The 16,196-nt window shown below is 50.8% G+C and carries 15 protein-coding genes; 12 read left to right on the top strand and 3 right to left on the bottom strand.

The features are described 5' to 3' along the window. Nucleotides 1–8 precede the first annotated feature (8 nt). The 5 genes from B9Z35_RS06110 (at nt 9) to B9Z35_RS06090 (ending at nt 5,441) form a co-directional block, all read left to right on the top strand. Nucleotides 9–200 carry a hypothetical protein gene (locus tag B9Z35_RS06110; RefSeq protein ID WP_108282718.1) on the top strand — a complete coding sequence of 64 codons (192 nt, stop codon included), beginning with the start codon at nt 9–11 and terminating at the stop codon, nt 198–200. Then, a complete protein-coding gene (locus B9Z35_RS06105) occupies nt 197–1,363 on the top strand; it encodes a nucleotide sugar dehydrogenase (protein WP_108282717.1) in 1,167 nt (388 codons plus the stop codon). Before B9Z35_RS06110 ends, B9Z35_RS06105 begins: the two co-directional genes overlap by 4 nt. A 78-nt stretch (nt 1,364–1,441) precedes the next feature. Then, complete coding sequence (locus B9Z35_RS06100; RefSeq protein WP_146178958.1) at nt 1,442–2,602, top strand: hypothetical protein; 1,161 nt, start codon at nt 1,442–1,444, stop codon at nt 2,600–2,602. A gap of 64 nt (nt 2,603–2,666) precedes the next feature. Continuing rightward, on the top strand, nt 2,667–4,244 hold the full coding sequence (locus B9Z35_RS06095; protein WP_108282715.1) for a DUF1800 domain-containing protein: 1,578 nt from the start codon (nt 2,667–2,669) through the stop codon (nt 4,242–4,244). A 15-nt stretch (nt 4,245–4,259) separates the two neighbouring features. Further along, entirely contained in the window at nt 4,260–5,441 is a 1,182-nt protein-coding gene (locus B9Z35_RS06090; RefSeq protein ID WP_108282714.1) for a DUF1501 domain-containing protein, read from the top strand. On the opposite strand, the gene B9Z35_RS13155 is transcribed toward B9Z35_RS06090, so the two are convergent. Together B9Z35_RS13155 and B9Z35_RS06080 are read right to left on the bottom strand one after the other, a co-directional pair. Next, the gene (locus tag B9Z35_RS13155) at nt 5,425–6,135 is read right to left on the bottom strand and encodes a recombinase RecT (protein WP_108282713.1); all 711 of its coding nucleotides are present in this window, start codon (nt 6,133–6,135) and stop codon (nt 5,425–5,427) included. The two genes, B9Z35_RS06090 and B9Z35_RS13155, sit on opposite strands and share 17 nt — an antisense overlap. Nucleotides 6,136–6,139: 4 nt before the next feature. Continuing rightward, a complete protein-coding gene (locus B9Z35_RS06080; RefSeq protein WP_108282712.1) occupies nt 6,140–7,087 on the bottom strand; it encodes a YqaJ viral recombinase family protein in 948 nt (315 codons plus the stop codon). A 730-nt stretch (nt 7,088–7,817) separates the two neighbouring features. Here B9Z35_RS06080 and B9Z35_RS06070 point away from each other — a divergent pair. From B9Z35_RS06070 to B9Z35_RS06055, 4 genes are all read left to right on the top strand, one after another. Then, nucleotides 7,818–8,711 carry a hypothetical protein gene (locus tag B9Z35_RS06070; protein ID WP_108282711.1) on the top strand — a complete coding sequence of 298 codons (894 nt, stop codon included), beginning with the start codon at nt 7,818–7,820 and terminating at the stop codon, nt 8,709–8,711. A gap of 144 nt (nt 8,712–8,855) precedes the next feature. After that, the gene (locus B9Z35_RS06065; protein WP_108282710.1) at nt 8,856–9,497 is read left to right on the top strand and encodes a hypothetical protein; all 642 of its coding nucleotides are present in this window, start codon (nt 8,856–8,858) and stop codon (nt 9,495–9,497) included. Nucleotides 9,498–9,507: 10 nt separating this feature from the next. Further along, nucleotides 9,508–10,050 carry a hypothetical protein gene (locus B9Z35_RS06060; RefSeq protein WP_146178957.1) on the top strand — a complete coding sequence of 181 codons (543 nt, stop codon included), beginning with the start codon at nt 9,508–9,510 and terminating at the stop codon, nt 10,048–10,050. After that, complete coding sequence (locus tag B9Z35_RS06055; RefSeq protein ID WP_108282708.1) at nt 10,050–11,588, top strand: hypothetical protein; 1,539 nt, start codon at nt 10,050–10,052, stop codon at nt 11,586–11,588. Before B9Z35_RS06060 ends, B9Z35_RS06055 begins: the two co-directional genes overlap by 1 nt. Before the next feature lie 27 nt (nt 11,589–11,615). On the opposite strand, the gene B9Z35_RS06050 is transcribed toward B9Z35_RS06055, so the two are convergent. Then, on the bottom strand, nt 11,616–12,512 hold the full coding sequence (locus tag B9Z35_RS06050) for a serine protease (RefSeq protein ID WP_108282707.1): 897 nt from the start codon (nt 12,510–12,512) through the stop codon (nt 11,616–11,618). A 359-nt stretch (nt 12,513–12,871) separates the two neighbouring features. Between B9Z35_RS06050 and clpS the strand changes: the two genes are divergently transcribed. From clpS to B9Z35_RS06035, 3 genes are all read left to right on the top strand, one after another. After that, the gene (gene clpS / locus B9Z35_RS06045) at nt 12,872–13,219 is read left to right on the top strand and encodes an ATP-dependent Clp protease adapter ClpS (protein WP_108282706.1); all 348 of its coding nucleotides are present in this window, start codon (nt 12,872–12,874) and stop codon (nt 13,217–13,219) included. 114 nt (nt 13,220–13,333) lie between these two features. After that, complete coding sequence (clpA, locus tag B9Z35_RS06040) at nt 13,334–15,667, top strand: ATP-dependent Clp protease ATP-binding subunit ClpA (protein ID WP_108282705.1); 2,334 nt, start codon at nt 13,334–13,336, stop codon at nt 15,665–15,667. A gap of 25 nt (nt 15,668–15,692) precedes the next feature. After that, entirely contained in the window at nt 15,693–16,187 is a 495-nt protein-coding gene (locus B9Z35_RS06035) for a hypothetical protein (RefSeq protein WP_108282704.1), read from the top strand. Nucleotides 16,188–16,196 lie beyond the last annotated feature (9 nt).

The following is a 16,196-nucleotide window of genomic DNA, read 5'->3' as shown; positions in this document are numbered from 1 at the left end:
ATCGTGACATGGATGCACATTCACTCGATTTGTTTGCAGCGTTGTTGCTAACGGCCTTGTGTGCGCACAGAATTTTGCTTGTAGTGCGCCGCAGGCCTCGGGTGTCGGTGGCGAATGCACGCAGTTTGATGTTTGCTGGCGGGCTGCTGGCAAGCATGATTTATTTTTGGTTTCAATTTTTCAAAACAACTTCAGTATGAAAATCGCAATTGCAGGTACAGGTTATGTAGGTTTGTCCAACGGCATTTTGTTGGCGCAGCACCATGAGGTGGTGGCGCTCGATGTGGTGGCTGCCAAGGTAGACCAGCTCAACCGCAAAGAGCTACCCATTGAAGACGCAGAGATGGAAGATTATCTGCGCAACAAGCCGCTTAACTTCAAAGCCACGCTCAACAAAGAAGAGGCCTACAAGGGCGCGAGCTTTGTGATCATTGCCACACCGACCGACTACGACGCAGAGACCAACTACTTCAACACCAAGTCAGTTGAAAGTGTGATTGCCGATGTGTTGGCTATCAACCCACAGGCGACGATGGTGATCAAGTCCACCATTCCAGTTGGGTTTACCGAGCGCATGCGTTTGAAGCACATGACGCATAACATTATTTTTTCTCCCGAGTTTTTGCGTGAGGGCCGTGCCTTGCAAGACAACTTACACCCCAGCCGCATTGTGGTGGGTGAGCGTTCTGACAAGGGCCAAGCTTTTGCCGATCTGTTGATTGAAGGCGCGATTAAAAAAGACATGCCCGTGCTTCTAACCGACAGCACCGAGGCTGAAGCCATCAAGCTGTTTGCCAACACTTACCTAGCCATGCGGGTGGCGTATTTCAACGAACTAGACAGCTATGCGTCTTCAATGGGTTTGGATTCGCGCCAAGTGATTGTTGGGGTGTGCTTAGACCCACGCATTGGCAACCACTACAACAACCCCTCATTTGGCTACGGTGGCTACTGCCTCCCCAAAGACACCAAGCAAATGCTGGCTAACTACGCCGACATTCCGCAAAACTTGATGCGCGCCATCGTGGACGCCAACAGCACGCGCAAAGACTTTGTGGCGTTTGACATCATGAAGCGCAAGCCTAAGGTGGTGGGTATTTACCGCTTGGTGATGAAGGCGGGCAGCGATAACTTCCGCGCCAGCAGCGTGCAGGGCATCATGAAGCGCCTCAAGGCCAAGGGCATTGAGGTGATCGTGTACGAGCCTGTGCTGCACGAACCCCATTTCTACAACTCAGCTGTCGTAAATGACCTTAACGATTTTAAGAAGCAGGCTGATTTGATTGTGGCGAATCGTCAAACAGCTGACTTGGATGATGTAGTCGAGAAGGTTTACACAAGGGACTTGTTCGGGTCAGACTAATCGCTTGTTGATTTTTTGAATAAAAATATTTATCAACTTACGATTAAACTTGATAGATGACATCTTCGGAGTATCAACTTGGCTACTAAAAAAACAAGATCTTCAAAATCTACACCTAAAAAAGAGCTACCTACAACTTCTGCCGTGGCTGTACCAGTTGTCGCAACTGTGGCTGCTGAAGTAAGAAAAGTAGATACACCTGCAGCTGTGGAGCCGCAATCGGGGGAATTAAAACAGCTAGAACCATCAAAGAAAGGCGTACTTTCAGCTGTTAAGTCAAAGCCTTCTAAGGCTGTGGCTGAGTCTAAGACTGAGACTCCTGCAGTTGATGCCAAGCTTGAATCAAATTTAGCTAAGCAACCCCCCCGAGCTTTAAATTCACCGATTAGAGTTTTTCAGATTTATTTCGAGGGGTGGCAGCGAGAATTGTTGGACCCGGCGTTTTATCCACTAGACAACAGTCGCAGCAGTTCTGAGTTGATGGAGTTCAATGTCTTTGAACAACTCGAAAAAAATGCTGCAACACAAGGTGCCAGTCTATGGGGAGCACTATCTTGGCGTTTTGGTGAGAAAACAGGCATGTCTGGCGCAGAGCTGGTCAAACAAATTGTGGATCACCCTGGCTACGACGTTTATTTTTGCAATCCACACCCCTACAACGAGGCCCTGTATCACAACATGTGGTTGCAAGGCGAAGTCTCGCATCCTCAGTTCTTGGAGCTCGTCAATGCGTTCTTTAATGCAGCTGGCCTAGATACCAAAGAACTCAAAGAAATCGAGCCCTCGACCAGTTTTTCTGCTGCCAATTACTTTGTCGCTTCACCAAAGTTTTGGGAAAAATTTATCCCGTTTGTTAAACGAGTCTTGGTAACAGCAGACAAGCGCATGGCTCCGGCTGTGCGTGATTTGATTCACTCCAAAGTTGCAGACGACAAAGGCCTTCATGCTGGAGCCACCTATGTGCCATTCATCGTGGAGCGTCTTTTCGTGACTTTCATGCGAACTGAGGGTCAAGCTTTGAAGTCATACAAGGTTGCACTGCCAGAACGTGAACGTGAATTGAATGTGCATTTGAAATTGCTTCGTGAGATGAAAGACGTGGCTCACAGAACTAAGTCAGCTTGGCTCGCAGCTTGCTGGGTTAACTACCGCAATCTTTACTTTAGCCAGACCAACGGTAAGGATTGGTGCGAAAAAAATCTTCGCACAATAACGCCGACAGAAGTCTTGTTTGGCTGAGCTGTAATTTTTGTTAACAGTGATTAGCGGCTCATCAATTTGCTAATTTGATTAAGCTTAATCTATGAGCAACTCACTGCTTGAGCGAATTACGTTTGGGGCTAACCAATCAGAGGTACAAGATTTTTCACGCCTTGGACCAAGTCGTTGGATCCAAAAGCAGTTGAATCCAACTAGGGATGATCCGTCCCTTGGGTCAGCCTTGGACAAGGCGGTATTGAGAATCAGCTATTCAGCCAGTACAGCTAGCGCGCCTGAATTTGAGGCGCTAAACGAAAATCGCTCACTGAGCTTATTGAATCAAAGCACTGAGCAGCTTTGGCCTCTGACCGATAACAAGCGAAAAATAGCCTATCAGGAGCGAACAAGGCCTGTCGCAGAGGCAACGGCCTCTAAGCTTTTGCATGCTCGCTACAGCCAGTGGCAGCTTCGCGAGCTCATGGTGGATTTTTGGCAGAACCACTTTAATGTTCACGCCGGAGACATTTCAGTAGCCGTAGGAATGCCCGAATTTGACGCAGACCTTAGGCGACTTGCTCTGGGTAATTTTCAAGAGTTGCTCACGAAGGTTGCGAAGAGCACGCCAATGCTCGTTTACTTAAACAACCGCAGCTCTAAAACTGGGGCCCCGAATGAGAATTTCGCGCGTGAGTTGTTCGAGTTGCACACGCTTGGACGCACCAATTATTTGAATGATCTTTATAGCCGTTGGCGTGAGGTACCTGGTGCACTTCAAGGAAAACCCAGTGGCTATATCGATCAAGATGTGTACGAGGCAGCAAGGGCCTTTACTGGCTGGACTGTGGAAGACGGAAGAGGGATTGGCTCTGGCTTAAGTCTGCCTAGCACTGGCAAATTTACCTACCTTGATGCATGGCACGACCCCTACCAAAAAAGAGTCTTGGCCCAGGAGTTCGAACCTTATCAAGCAGCAATGGCAGATGGTCAGCGTGTACTGGATATGTTGTCCAATCACTCAGGCACGGCCCAATACATTTGCGAAAAGTTCTGCCGTCGTTTTGTGAGCGACCAACCTCCAGCCCAGCTCGTCGCCTCTGCAGCCAAGGTATGGATGGCAAATGCAAAAAGTTCCCAGCAGATTGCTCATGTGCTCGAGCACATCTTGCTCTCAGAGGAGCTTCAGACTGGGCTCAAGAGTGCAAAGCATAAAAAGCTAAAACGCCCCCTTGAGCTCGCCATTAGCTTTATGAGAAAACTTGACCTCGAGTTGGCTCCAAGTCAAGGTTTGGTGAATCAGATCTCAAACGCTGGACAGAGACTTTACTATTGGCCAACTCCTGACGGGCATCCTGATGTGAACAGCTATTGGCTGACCTCTCATGCGATTCGTCAGCGTTGGTTCTTACCAGTTGGATTGCTTGACAACTGGTGGGGCACAGGCTTCGTCGGAACAGAGAAGTTACTCAACGTTTCTGGCTTTAGCGCGACCCATGAGGGGCTGCTAGAGGCGCTTTCAAAACGATTGCTGGGTGAGTCTTCTCAGGTAAGTTTGCGGCAAGTCAGAGGGGCCCAAAAGCTGGAGGTCACTACGGGCTTATTGAGTCAGTCACAAGACGAGTGGAATGGCATACGCCGCACTTTGGCTTATCTTGCAATGAGTCCTCAATTCCAATGGAAATAATCAAAGGGATTGATCATGACCATTCGTCGACGTGAAATACTGCAAGCGCTTTCATTTGCCCCTTTGGCAGGCAGCGCCCTGACCAATTTGAGCTTTGCAGTAAACCGCTCAAGCAGCAGCACTTTGGTAGTTATTTTCTTAAGAGGGGGTGCAGACAGCCTGAATATGGTTGCACCTGTCGATGATAAAAACTATGTCCAAGCAAGACCTCCAGAGTTGAGGGTTTTGGGCGAAGGTGACAAGTCTGGATTAAAGCTACCAAGCCCGTTAAGTGATGCAGACTGGCGTTTGCATCCCGCTTGTGCCCCGTTGTTGGATCTATTTCAAAGCTCAAGAGGTCAAGTGCTTCATGCTTGTGGTCTTCTTAATGCAACGAGGTCGCACTTTGAGGCGCAAGAAATCTTGGAGTCTGCCGCATCAAGGGCTTTGAGTGCGGCGCCCGGATGGCTTTCTTCTTTTGTTCCAAAAGAGCTCAAACTTGGCGCTATCGGTACAAGTAGTGGGCAGGTGAGGGCACTCGCGGGTGTTCGTAACTCACTCAATCTTGCGGGAGAGCTCAGGCAGTCAGTATCTCTGCCGTGGGACGATCAAGGGCGCAGAGTTCTTGAGGCCATGTACGGTGCAAGTGGTGAGGGTAATGATGAGCTACTTCAGGTTGGGCAAAGCGTGTTGGGTCAGCTAGGAACCATCGAGTCAAAGCTTGCTCGGGTGGATGGACGTGTTCAAGCCTATTCACCGCCGCCATCCGTCAAATACAACAATGAAAATGGCGAATGGTTAAACGCCACACAGACTGTTGCGCAGCTCATAAAAATGGATCTAGGCTTGCAAGTCGCATGCCTTGACTTTGGAGGTTGGGACACGCATGAGAATCAGAGCGGTCGAATCAATAACCTAATCAGGCAGTGGTCCACAAACTTGCGAGCTTTGTTTGATGACATTAGTGCAAGTGGACATAACGCCACTTTCTTGGTGGTGAGCGAGTTTGGTCGTAGAGTCAAGGCCAACGCAAGCAATGGAACAGACCATGGCCATGGTTCTGCGCTTTGGGCATTTGACACAAGAGCTCGCAAGCTTTTGCCAAATACCCGCTGGCCTGGGCTATCCATACCTGAGCTGGATCAGGGCCTTGATCTGAAGTCGACCACCGACGTTAAGAGCATTTTGTCTGGCGTTGCATCTAAGGTGATTGGCTAACCCCCTCAAGGCTTTGAGCAAGCGCGGCAATGCCCTTGGGCGTGACGTGTCGCGCCTTATGAAGTGTTGAGTTGCTTGTTCTTTTAGACTCTTTGATTCGCAGCGCTTCGTCTGAGTCACATATCCCAGACAGTCCAAAAGCTAGACGTGCACACTGAACCATGCATTTGTGTCTGAGCATGCGCCTCGGGTGAGTTATCCATGCGAGGTGCTCGCTTCGTGATTCTTCAAAGTACTCACGTACCTTTAAGGGCACCACTCTGTCATGGCGATGAATCTCGCATTCAATCCAAAGTGGAATTCCATTACTTTGCTCGGGAGATTCACAAAACATCATGCCTGCGAACTGGGGGTGTGCATTCATGATTTTTGCCCACCCGTCTACGCCAACTGCAATCAAGGGCGGGCTACCAGCTGCATTGCTGAGCATAAAAATTTCTCTATTGAGCGGGTTGAGTCTGTGTGTTTGTGCCTCCAACAACAATCTTTCTAAATCTGACTGAGACCACACCTCTAAGTCACTTAAAGCAGAGGCTGTAATAGTTCGCACGTATGCGTCGTATGTCAGGCCTGATTCACGTATTGCGCAGCTAACTATTTCAACAGTACCGAGAGGTATTCCCAGCTGTTGGTTCAGTGCCGCAGTGCTTTTACGTCTGCTGCTAGATGAAACGGATTTATTTGGTGTTTTCATTTAATTAGTCTTTCATCAAAAAACGACGTTGGGCTGGGGCTGTGACCATGCACTGAGAGGCAATGTCTGGAAATTGCTTTTTCAGCACGTTGGTGTCGATTCGATTTGTCGGTTTCGCAGACTTCCATGTGGCTAGAAGTTGTCCATTGAATGTGAGCTTCTCTGCGTCTGCCATTGCGTTCATGATCTGCGTCTTGATAGTTTCTGTTTTTGCGTCTAGAAGTTTTGATTCCTCTTGTGTTTGGCGCAATTGATTCAATGACGCAAGCAGGTCTGGTGTAGCTTCAACGCTGTGATCTGGTTTTTCTGCGGGATAGAGCATCTTTACGTCGTCAACATTCTTTGGCTTGGGTGGCACACCAGCGATGACGTGCTCATACCAAAAACGTTTTGCTTGTTCGATGACCAATGCTTCAAGTTTTTCGTCACGATTGATTTGATAGGTCCTAAAGTCAGCGTTGCCAATCAACACTGCGATGTGAGCTGTTGAACAGCCTGTGATGGCCATGTACCAGATGCACTGCAGCAGATACGCTCTTGGGACTTGGTCAGTTCCAGCAGGACCCCATTCATCCTTGCTGTAAGCAGAGGCTGTTTTGCACTCGAGTAGGCTCTTAGCTACGACGGAGCCTTCCACAACAGCTGGCTCCCATGCTTCATTGACAACAAAGCGATCAATGTGCCCATACATGAAGTGGTGTTCTGCGTGAAAGACAGCATCGCTGTGCTCGACTGCTTTAAACCCAGTTTGTTTTTCAAATTCCTCAACAACGAATGGCTCTAGATACTTTCCAAACCTCAGGTGCAGTTCGTCTTTTTCTGCCACTCCCGGATGTCCGACCTTTTCTGCCCAGAGCTCCAGTGGAGTCTTGTAGGGGCTCATGCCAAGTAGGGCTGCTACATCAGATCCGCCTATTCCTTGGTGTCTGGTTGTTTTCACATCATTTGTCATTCGTTACTCCTGTTTTGTTGAGTTGGGAGATATCATCAGCTTGTATAAACTCCATGATGATATTAATCATATCACAAATGATATTAAAGTGATATCAAGTAGTCAAATTCGCGCTGCCAGAGCGCTTCTTAGGTGGTCCGCTGACCAATTAGCAACAAGTTCTGGCGTTGGTGTGGCTACTATCAGGCGCTTGGAACTAACTGAAGGGGTTCCTTCCAGTAATGCAAAAACTCTGCACGCAATAAAAACCACATTGGAATCAGCTGGAGTTGAGTTTATTGGGACGCCAGAAAACGGGGCAGGGGTTAGGTTCCGACCAAGCGGTATTTAGTTAGCACTGAAAAAGCAAGGCTGTAGGCCTTGGGTGGGCACAAATCCAACCTATTTGACAAATTTTTTTAACCAAATAAAATTAGCCCCATTGAGCAAGTGCATCGGCTCCGCCTTGCTCATTATGCAAACCGACAGTTTGTGATTTCCTTGGTGGGAAACGCGTTTGCATAAAAACCAGCATAGAGCCACTGGTTCAGGATTCAGCTTCCTGACAAACAAAACAGTCTGCGTCGGTTGACCCCACCACAACCAAAGCCGAGTTGCCTTAGGGCAACTCACCCTCGACGAGGGGGTTTGGCGTTGCGCAGATTTGTTGCACTTTCACGCCATGACTCCCTCGACGAGGTTACGTCGCAGTTTTGTACTGCGTGTTTTGATCGTCATAAGGAGTCTATAAATGACTAATCCAAATGGTGGTCCCCGCACCCAGCAGGGGAAAAACGTATCGAGCCGAAACGCAATCAAGGTCGGCCTTTATTCCAACAGCTTGCTCGAGGGCGAAGATCCGGATGAGCTTGAGGCATTGAGAGCGTCGCTGGTTGAGCAGTGGGGACTTGAGGGAACTCAAGGTGAACTCATGGCCCGCGATTTTGTCTATTGCGAACTCAAGACAACGCGGCTTCAACAAGCGCAGGTGGCGATGATTGAGTCACATATGTACACGCAAGATACGAGGCGTGAATTTGGCAAGCAAGCGGGTTTCTTCGCTCTGGAGTTCGACAAGTTACCAGATTGGTACTTTGGAAGTGACGATGGGCGTAAGGCGCAGGCGGTCATTCTTTGTGCCGCGGTAAGCGAAGCACATGCATTGAAGTCCAAACACTCACTTCAGGCAGTGCTTCAGGCGCGAACGTTGTATCCGCATTTGTGGAAAGTTGTCATGGGGCCAAACGCCATCAACCCAAACCAAACCCTTGGCGAGAAGTTGCTGGCACGTTTTGGTAAATCTACGCCAGAGGCTAACCTGCAGGCCTTTATTGATCACCACAAGGAGGTCAGCAAATATGAAATCCGTTGGGGTGTTAGTCGTGATCGTTTCGAGGCCATTTTGCGAGGACTGCGTGCGAAGTTCGAGATGGAAGTCTTGTGCCGCGCAGACTGGGCAAAGGTCGAGAACTCTCAGCACAGAAAACGACTTGAGCTTACCCAGATGGCTCACACGATGCGAAGAGAGCAGTCCGTGCTTGTCGAGCTCAGCAGCCCACTTAATCCCAGCCAGCCTAAAACTTTAGGAAATCATGAGGCGGCCAGTGTTTCCACTGCAAAAGGTACAGGAGGTGCAAAGAGCTAAAAGGTGTTGACCAGAGACCCTGGCAATGATGTTTCATCTCTGCCAAGGTCTCTTCTTGCAACAAGCGCCGCTTGGCTGAACTTTCAAATTGATCAAAGTTGCTATTGCGCTAGCTAGAATGACCTTCATGAAGCCGCTTAACCCATGAAAACAGCACTGATTGAGTCCACGCAGATTGGCGCTTACGCCTCCGAGCTCAACGTTGTTGGGACTTTGGTTGTGCTGCCCGTCATCGACCTAGAGATGGGTAAACGGGCCGCAACTTTGGCGGCTTCGCGTGCCAATGCCGAGGGGCTGGTTTTGTTGGTGTTAGACACCGCTCGCATGGGGCTCGTCAAAATTCACAACCAAGTTTTCCAAAACTCCAGCAGCACCTTCTATGCCTACCTTGCCCAAGATGTGTTTGTCGGCCGAAATTGGCTCTCGCTTGGGGTTGGGGCGCTCGATATCAAAAGCGCAGGACTTTTGGGCTTTAACGACGGAAAGTGGCAGGGCCAGCTTGCGTCCTTTGGCTTGGCGCGTCGTGACTGGGTGAAAGAAGTCTACGGCGGCAGTTTCTTTTTTGAGGGCTACAACAGCCACTACGCAGACACTGAACTCACGCTCATCGCGCGTGAGCAACGTCAATACGCCTATGAGCCTAACTCTGTGGCGATAGAAGTTGACTGGGATAAAGACACCAGCCCCTCAACCAACGCTCAGGACAAGAGCCTTTTTAAGACCAGAGCCACGCAAGGCTTTGGTGGACGCGTGATGAGCCCTGAGCTCAGAGGCCTTTTTTCTTGAACGCTCCAGCATGAGTATTCGTCAATTCAATGCCACCTACGTATCTGAAGAGGACAGGGTCCTCTTTAGGTTAACGACGCTGTCGGGTGAGGAGTATCGGCTGTGGCTCACCCGCTTTCGTGTCTCTGAGATATTGGCGATGGGCGAGAAAGCGGCTGTTGTTAAGGTGGCCCAAGTCGAGGTGAATTTGCTACCCCAGCAGGCCCAAGCCGTTGCAGAGTTCAAGCAACAAACCGCCAAGCAAAGCACGCAGTTCACAGAGTTTCAGCCAGCGCAAAGGCTGCCCCTTGGTGCCGAGCCATTGCTGGTCAAGGGGCTCAAGATGGAGGTGCAGGAACAATCGGTTGTGTTGCACATGGAGGTGAGTGCGGGTCGCGTTTTGAGCTTAAAACTCAACGATGACATGGTCTCAAAGCTGAGGATCTTGCTTGAGAAAATTTCAGAAAATGCGCGCTGGCAAATCCAACCCAATAGTGGCGCTGTGATTGAAAACGCCCCAGAGCCTGTGCAGATTGAGCCAGGCACGCCAGGCGGGACAAAGCTCTTGCACTGATGCAATCACTGCCATTCAAGTCATTAATGCCAACCTTGCCATCATCGCCATCTTCGCCATCCTTGCCACTTGGACCTTCTCCAAGCCAGCCTGTTGCCTCGTCTTTGCCTACAGATAACGCCAATCTGTTGCTCATCAAAGCACAAGAAGCACTGCAAAGCTCAAACTGGCCAGCTGCAATGGAGCTTTTTGGTCAAGCTGCAAGGATCAATCCAACCTCACCAGGCGCGCACCACAACCATGCCTTGGCCTGTCACGCACTAGGTCACCATCAAAGTGCACTTATCTCTGCGCAAAGGGCGCTTCAACTCTCACCCACGCTTTGGCAGTCAAGCATGGTGATGGGTAACGCGCTCAAGGGCTTGGGTGAGCCAGAGCGCGCTGACCAGTGTTTTGACCGCGTGCTACAAATATCTAAAGGGCAGGGCGAGGCCTTGATCGCCAAGGCAGACTTGGCCATGAACATCTTTGGCGAGCCTTTGAAGGGCATGGCCTACGTGAGCCCCTTGCTCAAAGACCCAACGCATGCAGCTGACGCGACGCTAACTATTTTGATGGCGAGCCTGTACGACCGTGATATGGATACGCTCACCCTCAACAACCACATCAAGGCTTTCTCGGCCAAGCACATGCGTCTGCCGCAAGTTCGCTATCCCGACAAACTGATGCGAGCAGGTGTGCTTGAGGGCAAGACAAGGCCCAGAGTCGCTTTGATCTCGCCCCTTTTTAATGCGTCTCCCGTGTACTTCATGACCATTCACGGCTGGCGTCACGTGGCCAAGGGCTCAGAGATTGTGATCTTTAACAGAGGTCACAAAAATGACTGGGCTACTCAGGAGTTCAGAGCTTTGGCCAGTGAGTGGCATGACGTGCAAGAGATGCCTGCAAGGCAGCTTGCCAAAGCCATTCACGACGCCAACATCGACGTGCTGTATGACTTGGGCGGATGGATGGACACGGTGGGCCTAAAAGCACTCTCTACAAAACCTGCAGGTCAAATGTTTAAGTGGGTAGGGGGCCAGAGTGTGACCACTGGGCTAGAGGTCTTTGACGGCTGGATTGGTGACCCTTGGCAGTCACCACTGGAGCTTCAGCACCTGTACACAGAGCCCCTCATCAATATTGATCAAGGGTACGCGACCTACACCAAGCCAGCATATTTCCCTAAGCTTGAGCAGCTGCCTCGGGTGCGTCGCAAAGAGCAAGTGGTGTTTTCAAACCCCGCCAAGCTCTCTAGAGCGTTTCTTGCTGAGCTAGCAAATAAGCCCGGCCCCAAGGTATTCATTCATCATCAGTTTCGCTATGCCCGCACACGTGCGCGTATTGAGGCCGCACTTGCTGGCCACAAAGTAGAGTTCATCACGCCAAGCTCACACCAAGAGGCATTACTTGAACTGGGGCAGTTTGAACGCATGGCCGACACCTTTCCCTACAGCAGTGGTCTGACTGCCAGGGAGGCCCTTGCACTGGGGCTCAAGGTGGATGCGCGTGTAGGCGAGCTCTTTTGTGAGCGTCACTGCGCACCCTATTGCAGTTAGGCTTAGCGCTCACGCTTATTTAGAGGTTTAGGGCTTATGCGCGTTCAAGCCCTCATCTTTAGAGCTTCGGCCAATGACAGCGTATACAGAACCCTCGCTTTGAGCAAATACTTGGTAGGGCCTTAAAACCGTTTTCAATGCCAGTGGCCTTGCCTGAACTTGCGCAGCTGTATTGCTTAAAAAATCGATTAAAAACTTCGATTTAAGCCCGTAGTTCACGTTAACGGTGAGGTCATGGGACTTCTCTGCAAAGCTCAGAGCATCCACTTTCTTGAGCACCATCCCAATCACGCTGCCGTCAGCTGCGACAACGGGGCCGCCTGAGTTGCCTTTGTTGACCTCTGCACTGAGCTGAAATAGCTTGGACCACGGGCTGCTTTCTTTGTCGCTTCTTGTGCCGTTGACAATGCCTTGCGTGATCTTCTTACTCAGGCCTTGAATGGTGGGTTGGGGGTAGCCGATGACAAACGCCTCGACTCCAATAGGTACATCGTCCCAATTCGCGATTGAGACAGGCTTGGCGTGAATTTCAGCCGATAAAAGTGCTAAATCGAGCTCCGTCGAGCTCTTAATCAATTGTGCTTTTGCCCACTTGCCCTCTATAGGTCCCACCCACAAGGCATCTTTGCCGCTGACTGTGTGATAGGCCGTCAAGATATGACTTTCTGAGACTGCAAAGCCCGTACCAAATGACGTCTTTTGATCGGCGGGGTTTTGCGCAAAAGCTGCACCAATCGTGCAGACACTGACAGCCAATGCCAGTCTTCTTAGACTGCTGATCGCGCCATGGAGGTGATGTTTCATGTAATTAAAACAGGTTTTCATATTGTTATTATGTAATATATTGATAAATAAAAATAGTAATTTATAATTAAAAATAGGCGAATAAATCTTTTTTGGAAAAACGAACTCCCAAGATGACATTTATTTCATTTTGAGTTCTATAACCCGACTTCCTCATGAATTTGATCATAATTAAAAACATCATTTTTGAGTAGGAAGCGTCATGTCTGCAGCGCAGGTTCGTCCTTACAAGTCTGGGCTGGTCGCTCAACTCACTCTGGAGGCAACGCCTACGGAGTCAGCAAGGGCGGGTATTGAAGTCATTCGCACCTACTCGGCATCTTGTGTGCGCAGCAACATGCCAAAAATTGTCAACGGTTTTGCCTATCGTTGCTTGGCTTGTAATGAGTTTTGGTCTCATCGAATTCAAGCCTACAGGCATCAGTGTATTGGCTGATTGTTCTCTAGGGTTAACGCTGGGGTCCCGATAGAATGACCTCATGCCAACTAAAAAACCAACACCAAAAGTCCAACTACCCGACCGTGACGATGGCGGATCGGTCGTTTTAGAGCGCATCACGCAGCGCACCAAGCCGCCGCAAATGTTTCAGGTGCTGATGCTCAATGACGATTTCACGCCCATGGAGTTTGTGGTGATGGTGTTGCAAGAGTTTTTCAGCAAAGACCGCGAACAGGCCACGCAAATCATGTTGCAAATCCACTTGGATGGCAAAGGCGTGTGCGGCGTTTACAGCAAAGACGTGGCCGCCACCAAGGTGGACCAAGTCATGGACGCCGCCCGCAAGTCTGGCCACCCGCTGCAGTGCGTGGCAGAGCCGATTGAATAAGCCTCAGCCCAGAACAATACCTATCGTTTGCACTAAACAAACAGACCTATTGAATAAACGGCTTTTGTTTCCATATACATTTGAATCTCAGTTGCAAGCACCGAAGGAAAACACATGATCGCCCAAGAACTTGAAGTCAGCTTGCACATGGCCTTTGTCGAGGCCCGTCAACAACGACACGAATTCATCACCGTCGAGCACTTGTTGCTCGCCTTGCTGGACAACCCCAGCGCCGCAGAAGTTCTGCGCGCTTGTTCAGCCAACATCGACGACTTGCGCAAGTCGCTCTCTAACTTCATCGCTGACAACACCCCTCAGGTGTCGGGCACCGAAGAGGTGGACACGCAGCCTACGTTGGGTTTTCAGCGCGTGATTCAACGCGCCATCATGCATGTGCAGTCCACAGGCAATGGCAAAAAAGAAGTGACTGGCGCAAACGTGTTGGTTGCCATCTTTGGTGAGAAAGACTCGCACGCGGTGTACTACCTCCACCAGCAAGGCGTGACACGCCTCGATGTGGTGAACTTTATTGCCCACGGCATTAAAAAGAGTGACCCACCTGAAGCCGTCAAAGGCGGTGAGTCCAACCAAGCCGAGCAGGAAGAGGGCGGTGCAACGTCTGAAAAGAACGAGAAGGCTTCGCCTCTCGAGCAGTTCACCCAAAACCTGAACCAAGCAGCCAAAGACGGCAAGATCGACCCGCTGATTGGCCGCGAGTACGAGGTGGAACGCACGATTCAAATCCTGTGCCGTCGCCGCAAGAACAACCCATTGTTGGTGGGCGAGGCTGGCGTGGGTAAAACCGCGATTGCCGAAGGTTTGGCATGGCGCATCACCCAAGGCGCAGTGCCTGAGATCTTGTCCGAGGCCATCGTGTACTCGCTGGACATGGGCGCGTTGCTGGCAGGTACCAAATACCGTGGCGACTTCGAGCAACGCTTGAAGGGCGTGATCAAGAGCTTGCAAGGCAAGCCCAACGCGATTTTGTTCATCGACGAAATCCACACGCTGATTGGCGCTGGCGCTGCTTCGGGCGGCACACTGGACGCGTCTAACTTGCTCAAGCCTGCTTTGTCGAGCGGCCAGCTCAAGTGCATTGGTGCAACGACCTTTACAGAGTACCGTGGCATTTTTGAGAAAGACGCAGCCCTGAGCCGTCGTTTCCAAAAGGTGGATGTGGTCGAGCCGACAGTGTCAGAAACTGTGGACATTCTCAAAGGCCTCAAGTCGCGCTTTGAAGAGCACCACAACGTCAAGTACGCCGTGGCTGCGCTGCAAGCCGCTGCCGAGTTGAGCGCCAAGTACATCAACGACCGCCAATTGCCAGACAAGGCGATTGACGTGATCGACGAAGCCGGTGCGGCACAACGCATCTTGGTGGCGTCTAAGCGCAAGAAAACCATTGGCAAGGCCGAGATTGAAGACATCGTGGCCAAGATTGCGCGCATTCCGCCCGCCAATGTATCTAACGATGACCGCAGCAAGCTGCAAACCATCGAGCGCGATTTGAAGAGCGTGGTGTTCGGCCAAGACAAGGCACTCGAAGTGCTGGCGTCTGCGGTGAAGATGGCACGCTCTGGTCTGGGTAAAGCCGACAAGCCAATTGGCGCGTTCTTGTTCAGTGGCCCCACAGGCGTGGGCAAGACCGAAGCGGCCAAGCAGTTGGCCTACATCATGGGCATCGACTTGGTACGTTTTGACATGTCTGAGTACATGGAGCGCCACGCCGTGAGCCGCCTGATTGGCGCGCCTCCCGGCTATGTGGGCTTTGACCAAGGCGGTTTGCTGACCGAAGCCGTGACCAAAAAGCCGCATTGCGTGTTGTTGCTGGATGAGATTGAAAAAGCCCATCCAGACATCTTCAACGTGCTGTTGCAGGTGATGGACCACGGCACCTTGACCGACAACAACGGTCGCAAGGCAGACTTCCGCAACGTCATCCTCATCATGACGACCAATGCTGGCGCGGAGACCATGAACAAGGCCACCATTGGCTTTACTAACCCTCGCGCTGCGGGCGACGAAATGGGCGATATCAAGCGCTTGTTCACGCCAGAGTTCCGCAACCGCTTGGATGCCATCGTGGGCTTCAAGGCCTTGGACGAAAACGTCATCATGCGCGTGGTCGACAAGTTCTTGCTGCAACTCGAAGGCCAGTTGGCTGAGAAGAAAGTCGAAGTTACTTTCAGTGATGCACTGCGCAAGCACTTGGCCAAGAAGGGTTTCGATCCGCTCATGGGCGCACGCCCCATGCAACGCCTCATCCAAGACACGATTCGCAAGGCTTTGGCCGACGAGTTGCTGTTTGGCCGCCTTACCGAGGGTGGCCGTTTGAGCGTGGACATCGACGACAAAGAAGAAGTGCTGCTCGACATCACGCCTTTACCTAAGAAGGAAAAGTCCGCCAAAGGCGAGCACACGGCTTCTGAAGAGTCAGCAGCCAGTTAATTTTCAATAGGAAGTGAGCCCAAGCATGAATGCACGAAATTTTCAAAAAATCGGTCTCGCACTTGTGCTGGCTTCACTTTTCGCATGCGCGACGGATCAAGGCACGATCAACTCCAAAGTTGAGCCCAAAGCCAATCTGGTGTTCATCGATATTGGCAAGTTCGACTCAGAGCTGCATGCCTCGTTGTCGCAAAAGTCAGAGCCGATTGTGGTCAGCTTCTATGACCCCGTCAGCCCCAATGGCATGCCAGAGCGCTTACAAAAATGGCTGACTTCGGTTGAGCGAACGGGTGGCAAAGTAGAGATTGAGCCGCCTGCAAATGAGTTTGCGCCCAAAGACCCGTTGCTCTTGATCAGTCTTTTCAGTGGCTTGTGGTCGAGCATGAAGACCATCACTCAAATTCAAGATGAGCAGGTCCTGCGTGCGGCCAAAGGCCGTACCGCAGTGATTTCGCTAGAGCGTAATGCTGCGAAGCAGCTCGTGGTGAGCAAGGTGACTTTTGTCAAAGCCGCCAATTAAGCTGAGCCG

This window comes from Limnohabitans sp. Jir61 (assembly GCF_003063545.1).
Taxonomy (GTDB): domain Bacteria; phylum Pseudomonadota; class Gammaproteobacteria; order Burkholderiales; family Burkholderiaceae_C; genus Limnohabitans.
The sequence above is the reverse complement of the archived record's forward strand: the minus strand, read 5'-3'. Positions and strand labels throughout refer to the sequence as shown.